Here is a 24,654-nt window from a genome sequence, read left to right on the forward strand (position 1 = left end):
TCTGAGAGAAGCAACGAAATCTGGTATCGTTGTCCCTCGGTCAGCTGCCGATAACTCATGTTGGAACTCACTTTTTTTGGTCGAAAAGTAAGACTACCACATGTCGGTAGCTGACCTCCCTTCGACCTATCCCATTACATGAGTGTTGCGGTTATTATCTGAATTCAGGTTTAAAATAGATTTTAAGTTACCATTTATATACATTTTATTCTTCTCAATTAAAAACATTATAATAAGACGAATCAAAATATTGATAACAAATATAACCCGCTGTTCATAGGCTTATTTTATATTAAGAACATATTTACAACGAATTAAATTTAATGTAAATTGCATTGCTTGTTTTACCTTTGTGATCCCCTCTTACTTTACTGCTAAGTTACTGAACTAGCAGTCATAACAGTTAGAGATCAAGCGCTCAAATAAGCACCGACCGCTCGCCTACTAACCCTTATATGTTTGATATTAATCCAGCTAGCACCCACAATATAACCGTATTAATAAGTCACTTGATTTTTTCAACCTATAAGGAAACACACACATGAAAAAATTAGTAGTAGCGACAATTGCAGCAGCAAGTTTAATTTCTTTCACAGCAGCTGCAGAAACAGGACCATCATTCGACTTTGCTTCATTAAGCTACCTAACCAACGATGCGACTGGTGGTAGTGTTGACGGTTTTAAAATTGACGCCAACGTTAGCCTAATGAATGGTTTCTTTGTTGAAACAGATCTACGCCGTGTAACCAAGTCAGGCGCAAGCTTGTCTTCTGGCGACTTAGGTTTAGGTTACGCATACAACATGATGCCTTCTACCGCGTTAGTAGCGACAGCTGGTTTGTCCCATAACCGCTTGTCACCAAAAGGTGTTAGCTCACTCACCGACAGCGGTCAGTACGCAAGCATTGGTGTACGTTCAACTATTTTAAGCGACAACCTAGAACTAGGTTTACGTGTAAACCGCCACTGGATGGATGTGAGTGAAACGTCTTACACAGCGTCTGCCCGTTACTTTGTAATGGACAACCTGAGCATGGAGTTTGGCTACGACCACGTAGACAGTAATTTCAAAGCGTACAACGTAGGTGTTGCATACCACTTCTAAGCAATTCAAGCCGTATGCACATACCGAAAGAGCCTCGCCATTGCGAGGCTTTTTTTTGCTCTAAAACAACAAAACCATGAAGATTATTTTTTAAAGCGGCCAAAACATAGCTATAATGCGCCACCACAACAGGTAAAAAACTCAGTGCCCATATCGTAAGCACAATTATGTGTAGGGCCAAGCGAATTAAAAGGCGACCTTATGTCATACTCATGGTTTGACTTCCTCCAGTTGATTGGTTCATTGGGTATTTTCATTTTCGGAATGAAAATTTTCAGTGAGGGCCTGCAAAAAATAGCAGGGAATAGGCTTAAAGGCATTCTTGCTGGCATGACGCGCAATCGCGCTATGGGTGTGGCTACGGGCTTGACCACCACAGTTATTACCCAGTCTTCTACCACTACCACGGTTATGGCTGTTAGTTTCGTAAACGCTGGCTTACTCACTTTTGTGCAGTCTACCGGTGTGGTCATGGGAGCGAATATAGGAACCACAGTGACCGCTTGGATGGTGTCGCTGTTTGGCTTTAAGTTTCAAATTACCCCTATAGCCCTTGCTCTTATTGGTATTTTCTTCGCTTTTTTATTCTCTAACAGCACCCGCCTACGTAATATTGCCGAAACCATGGTGGGCTTTGGTATTTTGTTTATCGGTTTAAGCTTTATTAAAGACGCCGTACCAGACATTAATCAGAACCCGGAAATCCTCGACTTCTTACGTAATTACACAGACTTTGGTTACCTGTCACTTATTTTATTTGTGGCCGTTGGTACTGTTTTAACCTTGTTAACCCAGTCTTCTTCGGCGGCAACTGCCATTACCTTGGTCATGTTATTTGAAGGTTGGATTCCCTTCCCCATTGCTGCAGCCATGGTATTAGGTGAAAACATTGGTACCACAGTAACCGCAAACATAGCCGCCCTTGCCGGAAACGTGCATGCGAAACGTACCGCCCGATTCCACTTTTTCTTCAACGTTATCGGCGTGGTATGGATGATGATTGTGATACTTCCATTCCTTGGCTTAATGGACAGCATGATTCAATACTTCACGCAGAATCCTCTTTCCATTATGGAAGGTGCGGCTGAATCGCGGGCGAATGCTACGTTGGGCTTATCTCTATTCCATACCTCCTTCAACGTGTTGAACGTGCTCATTCTCTTTATGTTTGTGCCTTACTTAGTGCGCTTCGTAGAGTACCTTTCGCCTACTTCAGGCGAAGACGAAGAGTTTAGCTTACGTTACATCAGTGCAGGTCCTATGGTGTCACCGGGCTTCTCGGTAGAACAGGCCAACAAGGAAGTGCAGCACTTTGTAGGCGTGATCAGCAAAATGCACTGCACCTTGCACGAGCTTATTTTTGATGAAAAAGCGTCGAAGTCGAAATTGATGGACAAAATAGCTAAGTACGAAGAGCTAACCGACCGCTTGGAAGTTGAAATTTCCGACTACTTGGTGCACATCAGTGAAAACGCCAACTTAGAGAATACACTGACAGAACGCATTCGCTTTATGCAAATCATGATTAATGACTTAGAGCGTATAGCAGATATTTACTACCAGCTTTCGAAACAAAGCGAGAAAATGGTAGAAAGCCGTGCAAGTTGGCCGCCAAAAGCTCTTTCTGAAATGGCCGAAATGATGGACGCGGTAACCAATGCCATTGACGCTATGAGTGCAAACGTGCAGCTAGACCCGGAAGACGTGAATCTTGAGCATGCCTTAATGCTGGAAGACAAGATTGACGACATTCGTGAAATGTACCGTGACACGCACTACACACGCTTAGAAGGCGGTGAGTATGCGTCACGTTCAGGCGTTCTATTTGTGGACATGTTGAACCGTTTAGAGCGGATTGGCGACCACATTCTCAACGTCAACGAAGCTTCAGCAGGCCGCAGGTTGAAAGCGTATCGCATTGACGGCGACGACTAACTCCAACATTGCCTATACAGGGCCGCTACATTCTTTGGGATGTAGCGGCCTTTTTGTTTGCTCTGTTTGGTTTATACTCAAAGCACGCTCATTTTTAGCAAGGAGTTTCTATGCCTATCCCACACGCTGCCAAACAGCTTCTTAGAAACCAGTGTTTTGTGAACGGCCACTGGGTTGCTGCCGACTCGGGCGAAACCTTAACCGTGCGCGACCCCGCCACGCAAATTCCTATTATTGATGTGCCGAACTTGGGCACGAACGATGTTGCGCGAGCTATTGAAGCGGCAAATGCCGCACAACAAAGCTGGCAAGCCACAAGCAGCCAAGAGCGCAGCAGCTTACTCCGCACTTGGTACCAACTGATTATGGACCACCAAAAAAGCTTAGCGGCTATTATGACTTCGGAACAAGGTAAACCTTTTGCCGAGTCCATGGGCGAAATAGCCTACGCCGCCAGTTACATTGATTGGTATGCGGAAGAAGCCAAACGCCAGTATGGGGAAACCATACCCGGGCCAAACCCTGAAACCCGCATTGTGGTCACGCGCGAGCCCGTGGGCGTATGTGCAGCGATAACCCCGTGGAACTTCCCTGCAGCCATGATTACACGCAAGGTGGCTCCTGCTCTTGCCGCCGGCTGCACTATGTTAGTCAAGCCGGCGTCTGAAACCCCGTTAACCGCATTAGCCCTTGCGGTCCTTGCTAACCAGGCAGGCTTTCCTGCTGGGGTGTTTAACGTGCTGACCGGCCAAGCCAAGACCATTGGTGCCGTATTAACTGAAAGCCCGATTGTCCGGAAGTTAAGTTTTACAGGCTCTACCCCGATTGGGGCGAAGCTTATGGCGCAAAGTGCACCCACCATTAAGCGGGTGTCATTAGAGCTCGGTGGTAATGCTCCCTTTATTGTGTTCGACGACGCGGACATTCCGGCGGCTGTGCAAGGCTTAATTGCCAGTAAGTTTCGTAATGCAGGGCAAACCTGTGTCTGCGCTAACCGTGTCTATGTTCAGCGCCCTGTGTATGACGAATTTGTCGCAGCCTTGAAAGAAGCAGTTGCCGCACTCACGGTTGGCAATGGCTTCGACGAGGGCGTTTCCATTGGCCCCTTAATTAACCAAGCCGCCGTAGAAAAAGTGCAGCAGCATGTTGAAGACGCCCTGTCCCTAGGAGCCGACCTTATTCTCGGGGGTAAGCCCCACGCATTAGGCGGCCATTGGTTCCAGCCCACCATTCTAGGCAAGGTGTCGCAGCAGGCACTGTGTGCGCGTGAAGAAACCTTCGGGCCGGTAGCCCCCCTGTTCGTGTTTGACACGGAAGAGGAAGCCATTGCCCTTGCGAATCATACTGAATTTGGCTTAGCCGCCTACTTCTACGCAACAGATATAAACCGCGTACACCGTGTGGCTGGAGCACTTGAAACCGGCATGGTAGGTATTAATACGGGCATGATCTCGAATGCGGCTGCGCCCTTTGGCGGTGTGAAGCAGTCTGGCATTGGTCGCGAGGGCAGTCATCATGGGCTGGCTGAGTACACGGAGCTTAAGTATATGTGCTTCGGCTTTTAAACCTTAATGAGAATGATTTGCATTAGCGTTTAAATCGCGTTATTTTAGCCTCCTTATTTTCTAAGGAGGTGAATGAATGCGTTCGCAACACACTATTGCACTACTGTCGTTATTGCTGGCCAACCCTTTGGCCTCAGCCCTTGCCGCTGAACCCGCAGACGAGCCCATGGAAACCATAGTGGTGACCGCCACTGGCAGCGCCAGCAGTACCTTGCTAGCTCCTGCTTCTTTAACTGTTATTAGCCGTGAACAGCTGATGAATGTCAGCGACCAGCAGCTGGTCACGGCCCTTCGTAAAACGGCGGGAGTGTCTCTTTCTGGTCGCAGTGTCGGCGGCCGTAAAGTCATTCAACTGCGAGGCTTAGAGTCGAAGCACTCACTGATTCTGATTGACGGCAAGCGGGTGTCTGCCACGGACGACGTGGTGGGCCACTCGGACTTTCAGTATGAATGGCTACCCTTAGACAGTATTGAACGCATTGAAGTAATTCGTGGCCCTATGTCGTCCTTATACGGTTCGGAAGCCCTTGGTGGAGTTATTAATATTATTACCCGCCAGAGCCAAGGCGACGCTTATTCAAGCCTTGCCATAAACGGCACTTTGCACCATGCCAACCAAGGCGGTGGAAAATATGGAATAAACGGTCAGTGGGTGCAGCCCGTGTCAGACCAGGTCACGCTAAAAGCGCACCTAGGCCATAAATATCAAGACGATATGCTTGATACCCAAGACCCGCGCATTTCAGCTCTTGAGGGGCAGCGCGTCAGTTCCTTGCAAGTCGGCTTGGACTGGCAGGTAAACCCGCAGCATGGGGTAGACATTGAGTACCTGCTTTCAGATGAAAAGCGCTGGCAGCATACCAACTTCCGTGGCACGGCCCCCTTTTATAAGTCGTGGTACAACCTAGAGCGAGATCAACTTTCTGCCTTTTGGAATGCAAATTTTGAACAGTGGAGCGGTCATGTGGGTTATTACCGCTCTGCCATTGATGTCCGCCATGCGACCGACAACGCCACGGTAGCCCCCTATTCTCCTCAGTTTTTACTGGACCATGTAGTAGAAAGTAAGTTTTACCGAGACATTAATACGGCTCGGCTTACCTTAGGTGCAGAATGGCGCTACGAAAAGCTTGAACACAATGCTTTTAGTGGTGGCGGGGATAGTGCTGTGCATAAAGCCGCTTTGGCCCAATATGAAATGGACCTTGTGGAGGATGTTTATTTAACCTTGGGCGGTCGTCTTGACCACCATGAATTTTTTGGCAGTGAATTTAGCCCACGAGCTTATGCTGTGTGGCTTATTCAACCGGACCTTTCCTTAAAAGTTGGCTACGGCCATGGTTTTAAAGCACCAACTTTAAAGCAAATTTCTCCGGACTACCGCTTCGATGGCCCCCATACATTTTTAGGGAATGAAAACCTACAACCGGAAACCAGCGACAGCTGGGAAGTGGGCTTAAGGTACGAAGGCATTAATTTTAATTTCAGTGCCACGGTGTTTCATAACGACATTCAAGACCTCATTTCTTCCGTATGTATTGAACGCTGTGGTGGCCGTTTCGGGCATGTGAACCAATACGTCAACTTAGACCAAGCACAAGTCACTGGCTTTGAGTTTGAAAGTGCCATGCCCCTGCATGAGCGGGTACAACTCACCAATAGTTACACCTACACCGACGCCAAGAACAAGCAAACAAACGAAGGCCTACCGGCACGTCCACGTCACCAAGGCAGCTTAGGCCTGCACATTGACTGGCTGGCTAACACCTTAAGTTCCGCCATTGACTGGCAATACATTGGCAAACAGCACACAGCCACATACACAGGCTTGGTTGCTTTACCCAGTTACAGTTTGCTGAATGCCAATGTTAGCTACACCCGCGGCAACCATCGCGTGACCCTAAGCGCCAGCAACCTACTAAACACCGACTTGCTAGAGAAAAGCGAAGCCTTTGGTTACCAAGAGCAAGGCCGAAGCATTGATCTTGCTTGGCATTGGCAGTTTTAAGGAGCCCTTATGCGAATTCTTGTAAACGCCCTACTTCTTTCGCTCAGCTTGTTTACGGCTTTTATTGCTAGCGCGGCCGATGTGACAGTATTAACCAACCACATGATGCTGGAAGGCAAACGGCAGCTTATTATGACAGCGGCAGACCAAGCCGGGCTAAGCGTCGACATAGTCGACACGGATATGCCCGACAATGAATTAAAAGACACCCTGCAACACAGCCGCTTTTTAGTGCTCGACTTGCCGCGTCCGAACGACATGCAAGCAGCCCAACAACGCCTGCAAGATCTGCCCTTAGACTCGCGTCTGCCCATGCTGGCGGTGGCGCGAAACAGCATGCATTTTCAACAGCTCAGTACGGCCCAGGCGGAACAGTTACATGCTTACTTCCGCCATGGCGGAGCCGACAACATTCAGCTGTTTTTTACGGCCGCGGCCCGTTTGCTGGCAAACCAAGCAATAGCGGACTTGCCCCCGGCTCGTGAGCTACCTAGCCAAGGAGCCTACCACCCGGACTACCCGGGCACCTTTACGGACAACCCCGACGATATTTTATTGGCCTTGAACCGCCAGCCTCATCAACCCGTGGTGGCACTTGGCTTTCATGTGCGGTACCTCGAGTCGAACGCCATGGACCATATCGACCAACTTGTGCGTTGGGTAGAAGCTCAAGGTGCTGTTGCCTTGCCGGTGTTTTACTCCTTAGGGAACGATGTCCGCTTAGTCGAGCTTCTTCAAGGGAAGGCCAATGCGTTAATTCACTTGCAACCTGTTTATCACAATGGTTTAGAGCAACAGCTGAACAGCTTAGGCATTCCTGTGCTTCAAGGTATTGGTTGGTGGAACAACTCCATTGAAAACTGGGAGCAGCACCCGTCGGGACTGTCCTTAGCCACCACCCCCTTATATTTGGCGCTACCAGAACAAAATGGCCTGATAGACCCTTTGGTCATGTGGTCGGAGCAAGAAGGTGAACTACAACTTATTGACTACCAAGCAAAAGCCGCCATTAACAAAGCCGTGCGTTTAGCCAAACTACAGCTAGCACCTGTTTCAGAGCATAAAGTTGCTGTTATGGTGTACAACTACCCACCGGGTGAAAAAAACCTGTCCGCGTCGTTTATGAATGTGCCTCGTAGTTTGGCATTGCTTTCGGAGCGCTGGCAGCAGGAGGGGTATCAAACCCAGGCGATAACCGAGCAAACCTTTATCACCAAGCTGGGCGAAGCCATTCAGCAAACCCACCAACCGCAGGCTGAACTGAGTGCGCCTACCGACTATGTCACCCTCAGGGACTATGAAGCTTGGTTTGCTACGCTACCCCAGTCGGTCCAAACCCGTATTAATCAGTATTGGGGAGCGCCTGAACAGTCCTCTATGGTGGCTGACCTAGAGGGTGTGAAAGTGTTTCCTGTACCTACTTTGCGCGCGGGTAACATTGTTTACTTAAGCCAACCCCCACGAGGCGAGCCGGGGCAAGACGACGAGAAAGCCATGTACCACGACATGCGCATTCCGGTGAACCATTACTATTTGGCCACTTATTTTTGGGTGCGCAATACCTTCGAAGCCGACGCCTTAGTGCATTTCGGCACCCATGGCACCCAAGAATGGATAGCAGGCAAAGAGCGGGGACTAAGTATTTACGATGACTCCTACTTAGTATTAGGCGACATGCCCATTGTTTACCCTTACATTATTGACGATGTGGGTGAAGCCGTGCAGGCAAAGCGCCGCGGCCGTGCGGTGACCGTAAGCCACCAAACGCCTCCTTTCCAGCCTTCTGGCTTGCATGGACAGTTAGTGGATATGCACCAACTTATTCACCAATGGGAAACCTTAGAGCCCGGCGAAGTGAAAAACAACACGGTGGAACGCTTGCTTGCCTTAGCTGCAGAAGACGCCTTGTTTGTCGACTTACACTGGGACAGTGAAGCCGCAGCAGCCGACCCTGACGCCTTTATTCTGCACTTGCATGACTACCTGCATGAACTTGCGGCCCAGTCGCAACCAATTGGCTTACACACCTATGCAGATGACGGTGCGCAGGAACAGAAGCTGACCACTGTCATGCAAATGCTGGGTGATGACTTTTTACAAGCATTGAACCTAGAACAAACCGACGAAGTATTTGTTGACGACTACCAGCAATTAAAAACCACGAAACCGTACCGCTGGCTTGAGCAGGTGCTGTTTGCTGCAGACAGCAAGGTGTCGCCGGCTTTACCTGAATGGCAAGCCAAAGCCCGTGCCTACTATGACAGGCTGAACACACACGCAGAATGGACCAGCCTCAATACAGCGTTACAAGGCGGCCATGTGGCACCAGGCATTGGCGCCGACCCCGTGCGGGTACCCGACAGCTTGCCAAGCGGTAAGAACCTGGTTGGGTTTGACCCTTCTCGCATTCCCACCCGAGAGGCATGGTTGGCCGGTAAAAAAGCCATCGACGAAATGATTGCCCAACACAAAGAAACCCATGGCGAATGGCCTGAGCGGCTTGCTTTCTCGTTATGGGCGGTGGAAGCCATGCGCCACGGTGGCATTTTAGAAAGCCAAGCCTTCTATGCTATGGGGGTGAAACCTGTATGGGGTCGAGGCGGCCGTGTCACCGGCTATGAAGTGGTACCGCAAGCGGAATTAAACCGCCCGCGCGTGGACGTGGTGTTGTCTGTGACCGGGTTATACCGAGACCAGTTCCCAAATGTTATGGCTCACTTGTCGCAAGCGGCCGCTGAAGTGGCGCAACTCGACGAACCCAACAACCCTGTGTACGACCACACACAGCAGATGCTCGCCGATTTAATAGGGAAAGGCATACCCAGCGAAGAGGCCGCAACCATGGCGCAAACCCGTGTGTTTGGTAGCCCTACGGGTGTGTACACCACGGGCTTAGAAGACGCTTCACTGGCAACGGACAGCTGGGAAGAGGAAGAAAAGCTGGCCAAACTCTACTTGCAGCGTATGAGCCATGCCTTTGGCCCAGACCCAAGCCAGTGGGGAGCTCAGGCGGACTTTAGCGAGCTGTATGCGGAAAATTTAAAAACCGTGGACGCTGCCCTACTAGCCCGTACGTCTAACCTCTACGGCATGCTGACGACAGACGATCCTTTCCAATACTTAGGGGGTATCGACTTGGCTGTACGTCACCTGACTGGGAAAAGCCCTGAGCTGTATATTTCCAACCAACGCAAAGCGGGCGAAGTGCGTTTTCAAGGGGCCGATGAGTTTCTTGCAATGGAAATGGCCACCCGTGCCTTTCACCCAGGTTGGGTGGAAGCCCTTAAAGAAGAAGGGTTTGCTGGCGCCTTGAGCCTGCAAGATATGACCAACAACTTATGGGGCTGGCAGGTCGTGTCGCCCAATGTTGTGCAAGACCACCAATGGCAAAAAATGCATGAGGTGTACGTAATGGACAGCCTCGACCTAGATATGAACGAATGGTTTCAGGAGCATTCTGCCGAGGCGCAACTACGTATGATGGAGCGTATGTTAGACGCCATACGCAAAGGCTATTGGGACGCTTCCGAGCAAACCAAGCAAGAGCTAACCCAAGCCTATATGGACAGTTTAGCGGAAAATCAGCTAGTACCCGCCCACGAGCCACTCGCAGAGTTTGCCGACCAAATGGCCGCTGGCTTTGGCCTTGCTCCTTTAGCTATGAACGCACTGAATGCAGCTCAACCTGCGCCAAGCCAAGCTAACCCTGCCAGCGAAGCGGCAACCAACGAGGCCAGCCAAGAAGTAACGGGCCAACGCCTAGAGCAAACCCAGCAACAAGGTGTGGAAGTGACCACACAGTGGTGGTGGCTGGCCTTTATTTTCATTCCACTATTGCTTGGTGCCTTGCGCCAATACACACAGTCTAAACGAGGTTTCTAATGGCTATTGAAGCAGTTTTATATCAACTTTCATCGTGGTTTTTAATACCGGTCCTTGTGACTATTATTCTGGCATTTGTGTATGCCCTCTATGAGCTGGGCCGCTTTTTAGTGGAGGCAGGGTTAAGGCTAGTGCGCACCGAGCCGAGCTGCCCTGTGTGGAAATTAAAACAAGCACAACCGCAGCTCGACTCGGACCATTTAGAACTGGCCATTTTGAAAGAACTGGAAGGTTTACGTATAACCGCTCGTACCGCCCCCTTATTGGGCTTAGTTGCCACTATGATCCCCATGGGGCCTGCCCTAGCCGGCGTGTCCGCTGGCGAAATGGGCTTGGTGGGAGAACAAGTGGGCATTGCCTTTGCTGCGGTAATTGTTGCCCTTATGGCCGCTTCTGTGTGCTTTATTTTGCTGACCGTTAAGCGTCGCTGGCGCCTAACAAGCTTAAAACGTATTGAAGACAAAGCTCGACAAAGCCCAACCACCGCCGGTGCTACACTGGCACAGGAGGCTGCATGAGTCGCTTTTTAGAAGTGGAAGACGACGACCCTATTTTAAGCATGGTCAACATTGTCGATATTTTCTTGGTCATTATTGTGATTCTTTTCATTATTATTATGGAGAATCCGTTAAACCCATTTTCTGCAGACAATGTCACCGTGATTAAAAACCCTGGACAGGAGAATATGGAAATTCTAATTAAGGAGGGCGAGAAGCTGGAGCATTACAAGTCCACCAGTGAAGCAGGCAGCGGGCAAGGCATTAAGGCGGGTGTTACCTACCGGCTCGACGACGGTAGCCTTATTTATGTGCCCGAAGGTGACGTACAGTCACCTGATTAACGCTGCATCGAAGAAGTCGAACAGGCCCATCGCCTTCTTGTGGTTTTAACTCGTGCTGATTTATGTAATATTAGAGTTGCCTAATTTACAGGCAACTCTTTTTTTATGTGGTGATGAGGACAGTACAATGAGTAACTCTCTTTTGGTAAAAGCGTTTTTAGATCAGGATAGTGAAACCTTTAGCTATGTTGTGGCTGACCGAGCGAGCCAAAAAGGGGTGGTTATCGATCCTGTACTCGACTTTGATTACGCCTCGGGCCGCACTTCCACTAAAAGCGCGCAAGCCATGCTGGACTATATTCACGAGCAGCAATTAGACATTGAGTGGGTGCTAGAAACCCACGCCCATGCGGACCATTTAACAGCTGCCCCTTTTTTCCGTGAAAAACTAGGCGCGCTGGTTGGTATTGGCACCGAAATAACCCAGGTACAAAAAATATTTAAAGAGGTATTTAACCTCGAAAAAGAATTTTTGCCCAATGGCGATGTGTTCGACCGCTTGTTTGACGACGGCGACGAACTGACTGTGGGCAATATGACTATACGCGTGATGCACACCCCCGGGCATACCCCAGCAGACTTGGCCTACATTATTAACGAGGAAGCTGTGTTTGTTGGTGACACCTTGTTTATGCCTGACGTGGGCACCGCTCGCTGCGACTTCCCGGGGGGCAATGCCCGCACCTTGTATCAGTCTATTCAAAAGTTATTAACGCTTCCTGACCACATGGCCATGTATATTTGCCATGACTACCCACCCGCAGGGCGTGAGCACCAATACAAAACCACGGTTGCAACACAACGTGAACACAATATTCATGTAGGCCACGGCGCCAGTGAAGACGCTTTTGTAGAAAAGCGTGAAGCACGCGATGCCACTTTAGGAATGCCGCGATTAATTTTACCCTCGATTCAGGTGAACATTCGTGCGGGCCACATGCCGCCTGCGGAAGAAAATGGTAAAACCTACTTTAAATTACCGATTAACCAGCTGTAATTCACCTGTATAAGGGTATGTCATGATCAACGCAATTCTAGGGGCCATTCTCATTGGCTTAAGCTTGGGAATTTTTGGCTCGGGCGGCTCTATTTTAACCGTGCCAGTATTACTATACCTAGTACACATGCCGGCGGATGTTGCTATTGCCTCGTCGCTCCTTATTGTTGCGGCCATTAGCTTTTCAGGTAGCTTGCTGCAAATACGTAAAGGCATGATTTCTTGGCCCCATGTTCTGCTTTTTGGTATTCCAGGCATGCTTGGAACCTACGGCGGTGCTTGGCTTGGTGGTGTCACTGACCCGCGTTGGCAGCTATTGGTTTTTGTCGTGCTCATGCTGGTGGCTTCTGTGTTTATGTGGCGCAACACGACCTCGAGCATTGCCCCAGAAGAGCAAAACATAAAAGTGCTGCGTGTCATAGCCGACGGCCTGGTGGTGGGTGCTATTACCGGTTTTGTGGGGGTCGGCGGCGGCTTCCTGATTGTGCCAGCCCTTGTGCTACTAGGTGGCTTAACCTTACCTATTGCAATTGGCACCAGCTTATTCATTATCGCCATTAAGTCGGTGGTTGGGTTTGTTAAGTATTACGAAGTACTGAGCGCCACCGACTATGTGTTCGACTGGAACATTATAGGTTTAATTATTGCCGGTGGCGTGCTGGGCAGCTTTCTGGGGGTGTGGATAGGTCATCGCCTGCCAAAACAAAAACTACAGAAAGGCTTTGCGGTGTTCTTGGTGATTATGGGTGTGTTTGTTCTGGTTCGTTCCGTTCTTTAGTTGTTTTGCATCGCCAGCAGGTGCTGCTCAATAGCAAACACATGTTCGTCTTGCGCCTCGAGCTGTCGCAGGGCTTCCGCAAGCTTTAGCAAATACTCGTCGTTGGGTCCACTCGGGCCCTTCGAGCGGGCAATATGAGCCGCTATTTCGGCTTCCGGGGCCGGCCCTAAATACGCGCTGTTGTCTTCGGCGGCAATATACACCAAGCCTTCAACTTCCGTGCCGTCGCTAAAGTGAAACGGGGTTTGAATGCGCAAGTAGCCATTTTTTTCTCTGTGGTCTAGGTGCCCAAACACGTCCGGCGAAACCTTATACGCCATACCCACACAGCTTGCGCCGGGCTGTTCTATGAGCGTGGCCACCCGGCCGGGAGCAGTTGGCGTACCGCGGTGGTCGTGGGAGCCCTGCCAAAAACGCCGCACCCAATGGTCGATTCGGGCAGGCCGGCGCTCTATGTAGTCGAAGTCTACTTTATAAATAAGTGAGCCATAGCCAAACAGCCACACGGGCTGCCCATCAACTAGCTGGCCTTGTGCTTGGTTCATCGCTTGTGTGTCGAGCATTGTCCTTAAATAACCTTCGAATAAGACGCCTGTGATTGCTGTAAGTATACATCGAACACGGCACAAATGCTGCGTACCAATAGGCGTCCGGCTTCGGTGACTTCTATGCGCTCGGGGGTAAGGCGCACCAAGCCGTCGGTTATAAAGGGCGTTAAACGCTGTAGGCTTTCTGCAAAATAGTCGGCAAAGTTAAGCTGCCACTTTTTAGCAAAGGCTTCTGTGTCTAAATGAAAGTGGCAAATAAGTTCGGCAATTAAGTCGGCACGTATAGTGTCGTCGTGGCTTAAACTCACCCCTTTAATCACCGGCAGCTGCCCTTGCTCAATCGGCGCATAATATTGTTTGAGTTCTTTTTCGTTCTGCCAAATAACGCCGCCTACTTGGCTAATAGACGAAGCGCCCAGGCCCAGCAAAGCATTGGAGCCATGGGTGGTATAGCCTTGGAAGTTACGTTGTAGCTCCCCTGCTCGTTGCTTTTGGGCCAGTTCGTCGGTTGGTTTGGCAAAATGGTCCATCCCGATGCACTGATAACCCGCTTCGGTAAAACGCTCAATGCCGAGCTGCAACAGGGCCAGCTTAGTGTCGGCGGTGGGCATGGTGTCTTCTTTAATTTTACGCTGGGAAGCAAAGCGGCTTGGTAAATGGGCATAGCTAAACAATGAAATGCGGTCGGGGCCCCATTCAATGGTTTTTGCTAAGGTGCGCTCGAAAGACGCGGGTGTTTGCAGCGGTAAGCCGTAAATAAGGTCTAAGTTAATGGAGTTAAACCCAAGCTCTTGTGAACGCCGAATAATGGCATTGAGCATGGGCTCTTCTTGTACGCGGTTAATAGCTATTTGCACTTTGTCGTCGAGGTCTTGCACCCCGTAACTTACTCGGTTAAAACCCAGCGTTCGCAAATGTGCCAGCTTTTCCAAAGAACAGCTACGTGGGTCTATTTCAATGCTAATTTCATGCCCTGCATGCACGTCTAGGTCTAGATGCGCTTCCAGCATGGCCATAAGCCGACTTAGCTGTTGCTCTGTTAAAAAAGTAGGCGTACCGCCCCCAAGGTGCAAGGCTCCGACGCCTCGGTGAGCAATAAGCGGTTTATAAAGGAGCATTTCCTGCTCTAGCAGGGTTAAATAGTCATCTGCCTTATGCTGATGTCGCGTAATCACTTTATTACAGCCGCAGTAATAGCAAAGCTTATGGCAAAAAGGCAAATGAATATAAAGGCTTAACCGTTGGTTACTGCTAGCAAGGGCTGCTTTCACCTGGTCAAGGGCAAAGGGTTCCACCAACGACAAGGCCGTCGGGTATGAGGTATACCGAGGTCCATTGATGTTGTATCTCTGAATTAGCTCTGCGTCCCAGGTTAGTCCCCGCATGTCACCCTCTCTTGCAACGGCTTACTTTATGTTCGAGCCTGTACTATACGCTCTGCATTTAGCAATTCGTTGATCTGCCACAAGGCTTGGTCGGGTTATTCAGTCAGAGTGAGCAACTGGCAGCGCATGTCGACGGTTATTTGTAATTCACTCAGCCCCGACAAACGGGCGTGCGCTTCTGGCGTTATCCGGTGCACATGGGGTGTCATCGCTAATAAGTCGAGAATATGCTCAGTGCTTTGGACGAGGCACTGAAACCGTATCGGGGTAGTGCTGGCTACCGTAAAGGGCCCGCGATTTGGCTCTTTCTGTGCTTCCTGCTCAGTAAGTTCCGGATAAATAATTTGGCGCAGTTCGTGCAAGTGCTCAGGCCCAGGCTCAATCACCAGCAACAGCCCATGCGGCTTTAACACCCGCGCAAATTCTTCATACATGGGAAAACCAAACACCGAGCTAATCACGTCGAAGCTGTTCGCAGGAGCTGGCAAAGCGGCGTTCGAAGCGACCACCCACTGCACCTGACGGCTACGGCGTGCAGCCACTTGCATGGCCCACTTTGAAATGTCGAGCCCCAACAGGGTGCAGCTAGCCTCGCCCGCCTCCCTTGTGCCTTGGTTTTGCGTATGCTCTATAAACTGCTGCAAGTAATAGCCTTCACCACAACCTGCGTCTAGGTAGGCTGGTTGGTCTTGCTCCGCTTGCTTTAAATGCTGATGGACTAATTGGGCCAAGGTGCTGGCGACTGGCTGGTAATAACCGGCTTCTAAAAAGCGTTTGCGCGCCTGTACCATGTCTTTGCTGTCGCCTGGGTCGCGGGAGCGTTTTCGCTGAACTGGCAGCAAATGCACATAGCCTTGTTTGGCCCTGTCAAACTGATGCCCTTGAGGACAAGACCAACCCTGCTCATTGGCCAGCAGCGGCTGTTGGTCGAGTGGACAACATAAGGCATGAAAGGGCTGTAAGGTGTCCATTCGCTACTCCAAACGTTAAACCAGGTAGTACACCCAGGCCAAGGTGCCTGAAGAAATAAACACCCACAGGAAAATAGCCAAGAGCATAGGCCGTGCTCCGGCGGCTTTAATAGTAGCAATCGACAGTGTGGCACCTACGAGATACAAACTAGCCACCAAGAGGCGTTTGGCTAGGTCAAAAACAACCCCATACACGGCTTCGCCTTGGGGGAAAAAGTGAGCCACAAGCATGGCCACCACATAGAACACAATAAACAGAGGAACCGAGGCCTTGGTTTTCACCGCGCCTGCTTGGTTTGACTGACGAGCAAACACCCAACTAAAAAATAGCGCCAGCGGCACAATAGCAAGCGCCCGAGTTAATTTTAAAGTGGTGGCTAGCTCTAAGGCTTCACGGCCATAGGCACTAGCTGCGCCCACAACCGAAGACGTGTCGTGAATGGCCAAGGCCGCCCACACCCCAAATTGATGCTGACTGAGCCCTAGTAACTGACCTGTCCACGGGAACACCCACAACGCCACGGCGTTGAGCAAAGAAACACAGCCTAGCGCCACGGCAATGTGCTTGCCCTGTGCTTGTATAGCAGCAGCTACAGCGGCAATAGCGCTGCCTCCACAAATGGCGGTACCGGCTCCAATAAGCTGCCCTGTGGGCTTTTCTATGCCCAGCACAGCGGTACCGACACGGGCCAGTACCAGCGTTGCAATAATGGAAATGGCCAGCAACGGTAAATAGGTTAAGCTGCTATTTAAAGCCGCCGTCAGGCTCACTCCAAACCCCATACCGACAATGGACCAGGCCAAGGATTTCTTTAGTAGAGCTTGCAGATTGATATGGGTAGGAACAAAACCGGCTAAAGCCATAGCTAAGCCTATTAGCAACGCCAAGGGCGCGCTTAATAAGGGCGTGAAGCAAAGCAAGCCGACAAAAACGAAAATAATATGTTTTAAGGAAATGACCTGTGGACGCATATGTTTTCTTCTAACTTGCTGCTTGAGCAAGAACAAATAAGCCAAAACCGAAGAATAGCACAGCACCCATGCGTTGAATAAGTTTAATAGGCAAGCGTTCGGCAAAGCGGTTACCAAACCACAGCGCCGGGCCTGTAACCAACAACAAACCTAAGGCCCCGCCAAGCACCACAGGAAAGAAGGCTTGAAAGTTACCCGCAAGTGCCACGACCGCAAGTTGGGTTTTGTCTGCCATTTCGGAAATAAAGAAAAGTACGGCTGCGGCCCAAAAGGCACCCTGGGCCGAAATGCCTTGTACCTCGTCTTCCTTTTCTGGCATTAGCATCCAAATACCCATACCAATAAAGACCAAGCCCATAAGCCACTGATGCCAGCTGCCTTCAAACCAGCTAAACAGCACCATGCCAATCATACCGGCCACGGCTAAATTCGCAGTCACTCCCAAGGACATACCGAGGAAAATAGGCACTAAGCGCTGTTTGCGTAAACCCAGCAATAGCGCTAAAAACATGGATCGGTCCCCTACTTCTGCCAGACCAACCGTAGCTAACGACATCCAAAATGCTTCCACAACAGTACACCTTACTCAATGAGCAGCTTATGAGAGCGTTATTATACGCTATTCTTTGACTGCTTGTTGCCGCTGCCCGTCCATGCCCATGGCAAGCAGCACAGGTTCTGCACCTTGCCGGGCAATAAAGTCAGCTTTGTTTTCTAGACCTTGCCAGCCTTGTGCAATCATGACTTGCGCAACCGCACCACCCATGGTGCTGCCTGGGCCTGTGAGTATGAGCACGTCGGGTGCAAACTCTTTTAAGGCCACGTTTATGGCTTGGGTAAAGTTGTAGGTTTGGGTAACTTGTGTGTCCAAGGTGTACTGGCGTAGCGCATCAGCTTGGGTGCCTGCTGGGTGCCACACTTTGCCATGGCCATCAATTAAAGGAATGTCTGGCGCTTGGAAAAAGTCCGTGGCGAAGGTGTCAAAAGCGTGCTGGCTGGCTCGCTCCATTAACTTGGTATGGAACGCACTGTGCCCTGGTAACTCCAAGGGGTAAACCCCCTCAAGCGGAGGTAAACTTTGCATGGCCTGACGAATGGCCCCATGGCTTCCGGCCAGTACCGCATACCCGCCAAACTCAATGGACCAATACAGGGTGTCTTCGCTACTCCCTTGAGAGGTCTCAATCACGCTTTCTATGGCACTGCGGTTGGCCGCACTAGGTTGCCAGCTCTCATCGACCAAAGGATAAATAAGCTGGCCACCCAAGTCGGCCCCTTGCGTAAGGGCTGACATGCCAGACACTAATTCAAAGCCTTTATCCGCATTAAGCGCCCCCGCACACGCGAGGGCGATGTACCAGCCCATGCTATTGCCGGTGACTGCAACCACCTCGTATTCTTCTTGGTTAACGCTCAGGTAGTCGCCATAAGCACAGCTGTAAATAAGCGGCGCGGCGTTTTCTGCTTGCAAGTGTTCTCGGCTTTTAAAAGTCTTCGCACTGTCCAAGCTTTGCAAGGTAGCCAACCCCTGCTGCTGACGCTGCGCGTCGAAGCGGGCCAACATACTCTGCTTGTCGCTGTGGTGTTTATGAAAGTAACCTAACTCGCCCCGGTTGTAAGTACCACGACCTGGACAAACAACAACAGCGCGTTTTTTTGCTTTACTCATAACTGTTTCGCCTTTTCTACAATGCTCTCCACGCTGGGTAGCACGTGGTACGCCGCTTTGGCTAAGGGAATAAAGCTGTCGTCGGCGGTTAACCTTTGCACTTTTTGCGTCGAGTCTCCGGCCTCTTGCAAGCGGGTGATGAGTTCTTCCGAAAGAGAGCCTGTTTTTCGGCATTCGTCTACAATCAGCACCTTTTCACAGGGCGCTATGGCCTGTAACAGAGACTCCATAGGCAACGGATGTAACCAGTTTAGGTCCACCACGCGAGACTGAATTCCCTGTTCGGCGAGCTGTTTTTGCGCCTGGCAGCTTAAATAAAAGCCGTTGCCATAACTGACAATAGCCAAGTCGGTGCCTTGCCCTTCTGTGCTGACTTCGCCAAAGGCAATTCGCTCGGTTGGTTCGGGGTAGTCCCGCATCCAGCCATTGTCTCCCGGTGTATGCAGGTCCTTGGTGTTATACAGTGCGATGGGCTCTAAAAACACTACGACGCGCTTTTGCTCTTCGGCAAGACGCACCGCTTCTCGTAACAGTTTAGCGCCACTGGCACCATTGGACGGGCATACCAGCACCACACCCGGCAAATCTCGGAATACGGTAAAGCTATTGTCGTTATGGAAGTGGCCACCAAAGCCTTTTTGATAAGCCAAACCGGCGATACGAATTACCATAGGGTTGCTGTATTGGCCCGAGCTAAAGAACTGGAGTGTTGCCGCTTCCCCGCGAATTTGGTCTTCGGCGTTATGCACGTAGGCCAAAAACTGAATTTCGGGCATAGGTAAAAAGCCATTATGGGCCATGCCAATACCCAGGCCTAAAATGCTCTGTTCATCGAGCAAGGTGTTAATAACCCGGTTTGGGCCAAAGCTGTTCACCAGCCGGTTGGTCACGCCGTATACCCCACCCTTCTTACCAATGTCCTCGCCCGCCATCACCAAGTGAGGATATTGATGCATCAGGTCGAGCAACGCCCAGTTCAACAGCTTATTCAGTGTTTGTGGCTTGCCGAGATTGTGCTTCTCATGCCCAAACAAACGGGCGCGTGTTTCACCCGTCGCCGCCGGTGGTATCGGTTGCTCTGGTCGCTCGGGTGCAATATGGGCCATAACCTCTGCGGCGTCGGCTAGTTTGGGCTGTGCTATTGCTTTGCGCCCTACGGCAAGAATGCGCTGGTATAACTGCTCCGTATGTTGTCGCATGCTTGCTTGGTCAGCAATGCCTAGGTGCGCAAGCAGCGCTAAACTGAACCGTAAAGGGTCTTGGGCTTCGTTGTGGGCAATCTGTTCTTTTGACAAGTAGGTCATTTCCGCGTCGGAGCCTGCATGACCATATAAACGAACACAACGCATGTGAAGAAATACAGGCTTACGCAGCCTGCGTGCCACCCGTTCAGCTTCTTTCGAAGCTCGGTACACGTCCAGTAAATTACGACCGTCACAGCTGATATAGTCCATGCCAGGCCGATGACCAAAGCTCGACTCGATCCACCGGTGGGGGGTGGCGGTACTGATCCCAATGCCGTTGTCCTCACACACAAGAACAGCGGGCACTGGCACGCTTTGATAAGCGGCCCAACAGGCAGCATTAATAGCCCCTTGGGTGGTGCTGTGGTTGGCGGAGGCATCGCCAAAGCTGCACAACACAACACTGTCGTTTGGCACCTGCCCCCTATGATTTATACGTTTTGCCAAACCAATGCTATAGGCCATGCCCATAGCTTTCGGCAAGTGCGAGCCTATGGTGCTGGTTTGTGGCGGTACATAGTGGTCAAAACTGCCTAATACTTTGTGTCGGCCCGACGAAATGGGGTCGTCGGCACTTGCGGCAAAGCTAAGCAACATGTCGTGAACCGGGGTACTCCCTGGTTTTTGTCGTTGCCGTTGGATAAAAAAGGCGCCGCTGCGGTAATGCAGAAACGCCATGTCATTGGGGCGGAATGCTGCGGCTATGGCCGCATTATTCTCATGGCCGGCAGAGCCTATGGTGTAAAAGCTTTCGCCTGCCGCCTGTAGCTCGCGGCTATGCACATCGAGCAAGCGGCTGGTTAACTGGCTGTCGACTATGTCGAACACCTCTTGCTTGCTTAAGCCTAAACTTTGCAATGAAGGCAGTGGCGCAAACGCAGCCTTCAGGTCCACCAAGGGCTGGTCAAACAGCCCCGCCATTAAGCGCTCATATAAAGTCATACATTAATTGCCAAACGCTGCGATGTCCGTTTGTGCTCGCCCTAAAATCAGCGCATGCACGTCGTGAGTGCCTTCGTAGGTGTTAACGGCTTCCAGGTTCATGACATGGCGAATAACGTGGAATTCGTCGGCAATACCATTGCCACCGTGCATGTCCCGAGCCACACGCGCTATATCGAGGGCCTTTCCGCAACTGTTTCGCTTAATTAAACTAATGGTTTCTGGTGCCAGTATGCCTGCCTCGGCCATGCGACCCGCTTGTAGAGCAGCGAGCAAGCTAATATGAATTTCTGTTTGCATGTCCGCCAGCTTTTTCTGAATCAGCTGATTCGCCGCCAAGGGCCGCCCGAACTGCTTTCTGTCTAAGGTATACTGACGTGCGGCATGCCAGCAGAACTCAGCGGCACCTAAAGCCCCCCAAGCAATACCGTAACGCGCTTTATTCAAGCAGCTAAAAGGACCTTTTAAGCCTGTAATGTCAGGGAACATGTTTTCTTCCGGCACAAACACGTTGTCCATGACAATTTCACCGGTAATAGAAGCGCGCAAACTAAACTTGCCTTCAATTTTGGGTGCAGACAGACCTTCCATGCCTTTTTCCAAAACAAACCCACGAATAACACCGTCTAATTTGGCCCACACCACAAACACATCGGCAATAGGACTGTTGGTTATCCACATTTTATTACCTGTCAGGCGGTAACCGCCTTCCACTTTTGTCGCGCGCGTGGTCATGCTGGCAGGGTCTGAACCTGAGTCAGGCTCGGTTAGTCCAAAGCAGCCCACATACTCGCCGGTAGCTAGTTTCGGGAGGTATTTTTTGCGCTGTTCTTCACTGCCAAAAGTATAAATTGGGTACATAACCAGCGAGCTTTGTACGCTCATAGCGCTACGGTAGCCACTGTCTACACGTTCCACTTCACGGGCTATAAGGCCGTAGCACACGTCACTGACGCCTGCCCCACCATATTCTTCTGGCAAGGTAGCTCCTAACAGGCCTAGCTCACCCATTTCTGTCATGATGTCTCGGTCGAAACGCTCTTCACGGTTTGCGGTTAATACACGCGGCATCAGCTTTTCCTGACAATAGGCATGCGCGCTGTCGCGGATCATGCGTTCTTCGTCAGTTAACATGGAGTCGAATTGGAAAGGGTCTTGCCAATTAAAAGAAGGGCGAAGCTTGCTCATAGGAACCTCTGGTTTATAGAAATCATTCAGGCCATACATGGCTATAGTGTGTCTACTATAGCCATATTTATGAGCAACTTGCTATAAGCCAAATGCGGTATTCAGCTAAGTTTTTACTGGTCGGAGCTTTGCCTTTAAATAGGTGATCCTGGTGGCAATTCAACCGCAGTGAAGCTTTCTGGCCACTCGCCTGTGCTTAGTAATTCCGCTAAGCAGTGAGCAAGGTGGGCTGCAGCCTGTTTGCTGGCAAAACGGCGTTTACGACTGTCCCGGTCAAGCTGCTGATGCAGCTTGGTCAGCTCTGCTCGCACAAGGGCTCGTACTTCTGGCGCTGTTTCTTCACTGTTCATCGTCTCAGCCATGCGGTATAGAGTGACATACGCGACACGTTGGCCAATGGCGTCTGTGGTGTCTTTCAGTGGGGCTAGGGTTGTATTCGTCAACTGCTGCAATAGGCTTTGTACCCCTGCAATGTCGCTGTGCTGCTGACTTTGCCAATGCAGCCGATTTAAACGCTCTGCGTTTAACAACATGGTTAAGGTAAAGTTCGCACTGCCTTCTGCCATGGTCACTGGGTCGTTAAATAAGCCCATACGGGTTTTAAAGTCTTCGCGCGACGACCAAGAGCCCATAGCTTTCGGCACCAATAAGGCTTGAATATGCGCTGGTAGTTGCAGGAACTCAGGGGTCAGCGTGTGCAGTAACGCTGCTAAGGCCTGCGCTTGTTCTGTCCCCGAAACCGGGCGGTAATCCACCGGCCCTTCACCGTTCACATAATAACGGTAGTGCATACCAGCAATATGCTTCGCTGTGGCGTCTACCTGGTATCTGTGCAGTAAATACATGGGCACTAATACTTGTTCTAGCTCATCTAGGGGGCGTCCTGGCGCTAGGTTATGCGCACCAAAGTTGGCAAGTATACGCTGGCGAATATCGGCAATGCGCATAAGCTCGGCACTTGGGCTTTCACCGTTGTCCCATAAGTGTGCCGTGGCATGGCCGCCACCCACTGGGCGCGCATCGCGGTCGGAAATATAAGCATAGCCTTTGTCTGCCGCCTCTTGTAACAAGGTGGCTAAACCTTCTCGTTCTGCTTCTTCTGACGCAAACTCTTGGTAGCCATAGGCGACGGCAAACATATCCCAGGGGCCTAAGCCCGAGTCATAGGCATTCGCTATGCTGAGTTCACCGTTTTCATCCAGCTCAATCAAGGGGTGTGGGTAATCCATCACTGAAGCTCGGTTTTGTGGGCTTGCAGCGAAGTTGTGAGCAATGCCTAGAGTATGGCCAATTTCATGGGCAGACAGTTGGCGAATACGGCTTATCGCCATGTCCTCAATGGCTTGTAGGCGCGCTTCCGTGTCGACCCCTGCTTCGTAAGGAGGCAACACCCCTTGGGCGATCAACATGTCTTGACGCACGCGTAAAGAGCCAAGGCTTACATGGCCTTTAATAATTTCGCCGGTGCGCGGGTCCACTACTGAAGCCCCGTAAGACCAGCCTCGGGTGGCACGGTGTACCCACTGAATAACGTTGTAGCGCACATCCATAGGATCTGCGTCTTCTGGTAATATTTCTACACGAAAGGCATCTATGTAGCCTAGCTGTTCAAATGCCTGCGCCCACCACCGTGCACCGTCAAGTAAGGCACTGCGAACTGGCTCAGGCGCACCTGGGTCAAGGTAGTACACAATGGGTTCCACTGCTTCACTACGCTCAGCTTCTGGGTTTTTCTTCTCTAAGCGATGGCGTGCAATAAAGCGTTCATCCATGCTTTCACCTAATGGTGCTGCATAGTTTTGGAAACCGCGTGAGTAGTAACCACTGTTCGGGTGAAATGCGCGCGGTGTATAGCCTGCTGGTGGCAATTCAACAAACGAGTGGTGCATATGCACGGTGATGGCCGCTGCGTCTGGAGTGACTGAACGTACATACCGCCCAGCTTTGTCGCCGGTAAAGGTTACTTTGGCTTCTAACTCTGTGTTTTTAGGGAACGACTTGGTTCTGTCTAGCCAAAGTACCGAACGGCTTGCGTCTACTTTGAAGTTCCCTTCGTTCTGAGCTTTCAGGCGGTTGGCTAAATTGTGAATGTCTGACTTTAAAAAGGGGGTGTAGTCAATCAGTACGCCTTGGTCATTACTAGCGGCCACCTCAAAACCATATAGAACAGACTCAGCAAAGGCCTCTTGTACACTTAGCCGCTCGGCTTCATTTTCTGTAATGGCTACGTATGTCGTGTTTTGTTGTGTGAGCAAAACACGTTCACCATGTACGCTGAACTGCACAATGCGGGTACGTCCTAGTTGTCCCCGGTCAAGACCTAAGTCGTTCGAGCCCACCCCCCGCGGTAAGCTGCTTTGAAATAGAAAAGGTTCCGTGTGTCGTGGCACTTGCACGTAAACCTTGTCTTTGGCGCTGTCTACATACAGGGTGTAGTAGCCAGTTAGCTGTTCCATGCCCTGTGTGAACTTATCGATGGTTTCTGATTTCACTGCACTTGTTGTTACAAGTAGCACAACAAATGCAGCTAGAATTCGCTTTAACATTTACTACTTCCTCTTCATCGTTATTATTTTTTAGACATAAAAAAAGGAGCCCGAAGGCTCCTTTTTAGCATGCTTTGT

At 50.6% G+C, this 24,654-nt stretch carries 18 protein-coding genes; 9 read left to right on the forward strand and 9 right to left on the reverse strand.

Annotated elements, in window-relative coordinates; genetic code table 11:
- Positions 1 to 541 precede the first annotated feature (541 nt).
- From CWE15_RS00005 to CWE15_RS00045, 9 genes are all read left to right on the forward strand, one after another.
- Positions 542 to 1,105, forward strand: a complete 564-nt coding sequence (locus CWE15_RS00005) for a hypothetical protein (protein ID WP_126756016.1) — start codon at positions 542 to 544, stop codon at positions 1,103 to 1,105.
- 201 nt (positions 1,106 to 1,306) lie between these two features.
- Positions 1,307 to 3,040, forward strand: coding sequence for a Na/Pi cotransporter family protein (locus CWE15_RS00010; protein ID WP_126756017.1), 1,734 nt, complete (start codon positions 1,307 to 1,309; stop codon positions 3,038 to 3,040).
- Positions 3,041 to 3,150: 110 nt separating this feature from the next.
- Entirely contained in the window at positions 3,151 to 4,605 is a 1,455-nt protein-coding gene (locus CWE15_RS00015) for an NAD-dependent succinate-semialdehyde dehydrogenase (RefSeq protein ID WP_126756018.1), read from the forward strand.
- A gap of 76 nt (positions 4,606 to 4,681) precedes the next feature.
- The gene (locus CWE15_RS00020) at positions 4,682 to 6,613 is read left to right on the forward strand and encodes a TonB-dependent receptor plug domain-containing protein (protein ID WP_126756019.1); all 1,932 of its coding nucleotides are present in this window, start codon (positions 4,682 to 4,684) and stop codon (positions 6,611 to 6,613) included.
- 9 nt (positions 6,614 to 6,622) lie between these two features.
- A complete protein-coding gene (cobN, locus tag CWE15_RS00025; protein ID WP_126756020.1) occupies positions 6,623 to 10,495 on the forward strand; it encodes a cobaltochelatase subunit CobN in 3,873 nt (1,290 codons plus the stop codon).
- On the forward strand, positions 10,495 to 11,013 hold the full coding sequence (locus CWE15_RS00030; protein ID WP_126756021.1) for a MotA/TolQ/ExbB proton channel family protein: 519 nt from the start codon (positions 10,495 to 10,497) through the stop codon (positions 11,011 to 11,013). Before cobN ends, CWE15_RS00030 begins: the two co-directional genes overlap by 1 nt.
- A complete protein-coding gene (locus CWE15_RS00035) occupies positions 11,010 to 11,336 on the forward strand; it encodes a DUF2149 domain-containing protein (protein WP_126756022.1) in 327 nt (108 codons plus the stop codon). The genes CWE15_RS00030 and CWE15_RS00035 overlap by 4 nt, the downstream gene beginning before the upstream one ends.
- Before the next feature lie 127 nt (positions 11,337 to 11,463).
- Complete coding sequence (locus tag CWE15_RS00040; protein ID WP_126756023.1) at positions 11,464 to 12,333, forward strand: MBL fold metallo-hydrolase; 870 nt, start codon at positions 11,464 to 11,466, stop codon at positions 12,331 to 12,333.
- Between the two features lie 22 nt (positions 12,334 to 12,355).
- Complete coding sequence (locus CWE15_RS00045; RefSeq protein ID WP_338022880.1) at positions 12,356 to 13,111, forward strand: sulfite exporter TauE/SafE family protein; 756 nt, start codon at positions 12,356 to 12,358, stop codon at positions 13,109 to 13,111.
- Here the strand turns inward: CWE15_RS00045 and CWE15_RS00050 are convergent.
- The 9 genes from CWE15_RS00050 to CWE15_RS00090 all read right to left on the reverse strand — a co-directional run bounded on the left by CWE15_RS00050 (position 13,108) and on the right by CWE15_RS00090 (position 24,576).
- On the reverse strand, positions 13,108 to 13,674 hold the full coding sequence (locus CWE15_RS00050; protein WP_126756024.1) for a gamma-glutamylcyclotransferase: 567 nt from the start codon (positions 13,672 to 13,674) through the stop codon (positions 13,108 to 13,110). The two genes, CWE15_RS00045 and CWE15_RS00050, sit on opposite strands and share 4 nt — an antisense overlap.
- A 5-nt stretch (positions 13,675 to 13,679) precedes the next feature.
- Positions 13,680 to 15,044: an oxygen-independent coproporphyrinogen III oxidase gene (gene hemN, locus CWE15_RS00055; RefSeq protein ID WP_126756025.1), complete on the reverse strand. Its 1,365-nt coding sequence runs from the start codon at positions 15,042 to 15,044 to the stop codon at positions 13,680 to 13,682.
- A gap of 95 nt (positions 15,045 to 15,139) precedes the next feature.
- Positions 15,140 to 16,015, reverse strand: coding sequence for a putative RNA methyltransferase (locus CWE15_RS00060; RefSeq protein ID WP_126756026.1), 876 nt, complete (start codon positions 16,013 to 16,015; stop codon positions 15,140 to 15,142).
- 15 nt (positions 16,016 to 16,030) lie between these two features.
- A complete protein-coding gene (locus CWE15_RS00065) occupies positions 16,031 to 16,987 on the reverse strand; it encodes a YeiH family protein (RefSeq protein WP_126756027.1) in 957 nt (318 codons plus the stop codon).
- A 10-nt stretch (positions 16,988 to 16,997) separates the two neighbouring features.
- Positions 16,998 to 17,558 carry a TMEM165/GDT1 family protein gene (locus CWE15_RS00070; protein ID WP_126756028.1) on the reverse strand — a complete coding sequence of 187 codons (561 nt, stop codon included), beginning with the start codon at positions 17,556 to 17,558 and terminating at the stop codon, positions 16,998 to 17,000.
- Positions 17,559 to 17,606: 48 nt separating this feature from the next.
- On the reverse strand, positions 17,607 to 18,656 hold the full coding sequence (locus CWE15_RS00075) for an ACP S-malonyltransferase (protein WP_126756029.1): 1,050 nt from the start codon (positions 18,654 to 18,656) through the stop codon (positions 17,607 to 17,609).
- The gene (locus CWE15_RS00080) at positions 18,653 to 20,842 is read right to left on the reverse strand and encodes a thiamine pyrophosphate-dependent enzyme (RefSeq protein ID WP_241971818.1); all 2,190 of its coding nucleotides are present in this window, start codon (positions 20,840 to 20,842) and stop codon (positions 18,653 to 18,655) included. Before CWE15_RS00080 ends, CWE15_RS00075 begins: the two co-directional genes overlap by 4 nt.
- 3 nt (positions 20,843 to 20,845) lie before the next feature.
- A complete protein-coding gene (locus CWE15_RS00085) occupies positions 20,846 to 22,030 on the reverse strand; it encodes an acyl-CoA dehydrogenase (protein WP_126756030.1) in 1,185 nt (394 codons plus the stop codon).
- A gap of 134 nt (positions 22,031 to 22,164) precedes the next feature.
- A complete protein-coding gene (locus CWE15_RS00090) occupies positions 22,165 to 24,576 on the reverse strand; it encodes a zinc-dependent metalloprotease (protein ID WP_126756031.1) in 2,412 nt (803 codons plus the stop codon).
- Positions 24,577 to 24,654 lie beyond the last annotated feature (78 nt).

This window comes from Aliidiomarina taiwanensis, assembly GCF_003987015.1.
Classification (GTDB): Bacteria; Pseudomonadota; Gammaproteobacteria; order Enterobacterales; family Alteromonadaceae; genus Aliidiomarina; species Aliidiomarina taiwanensis.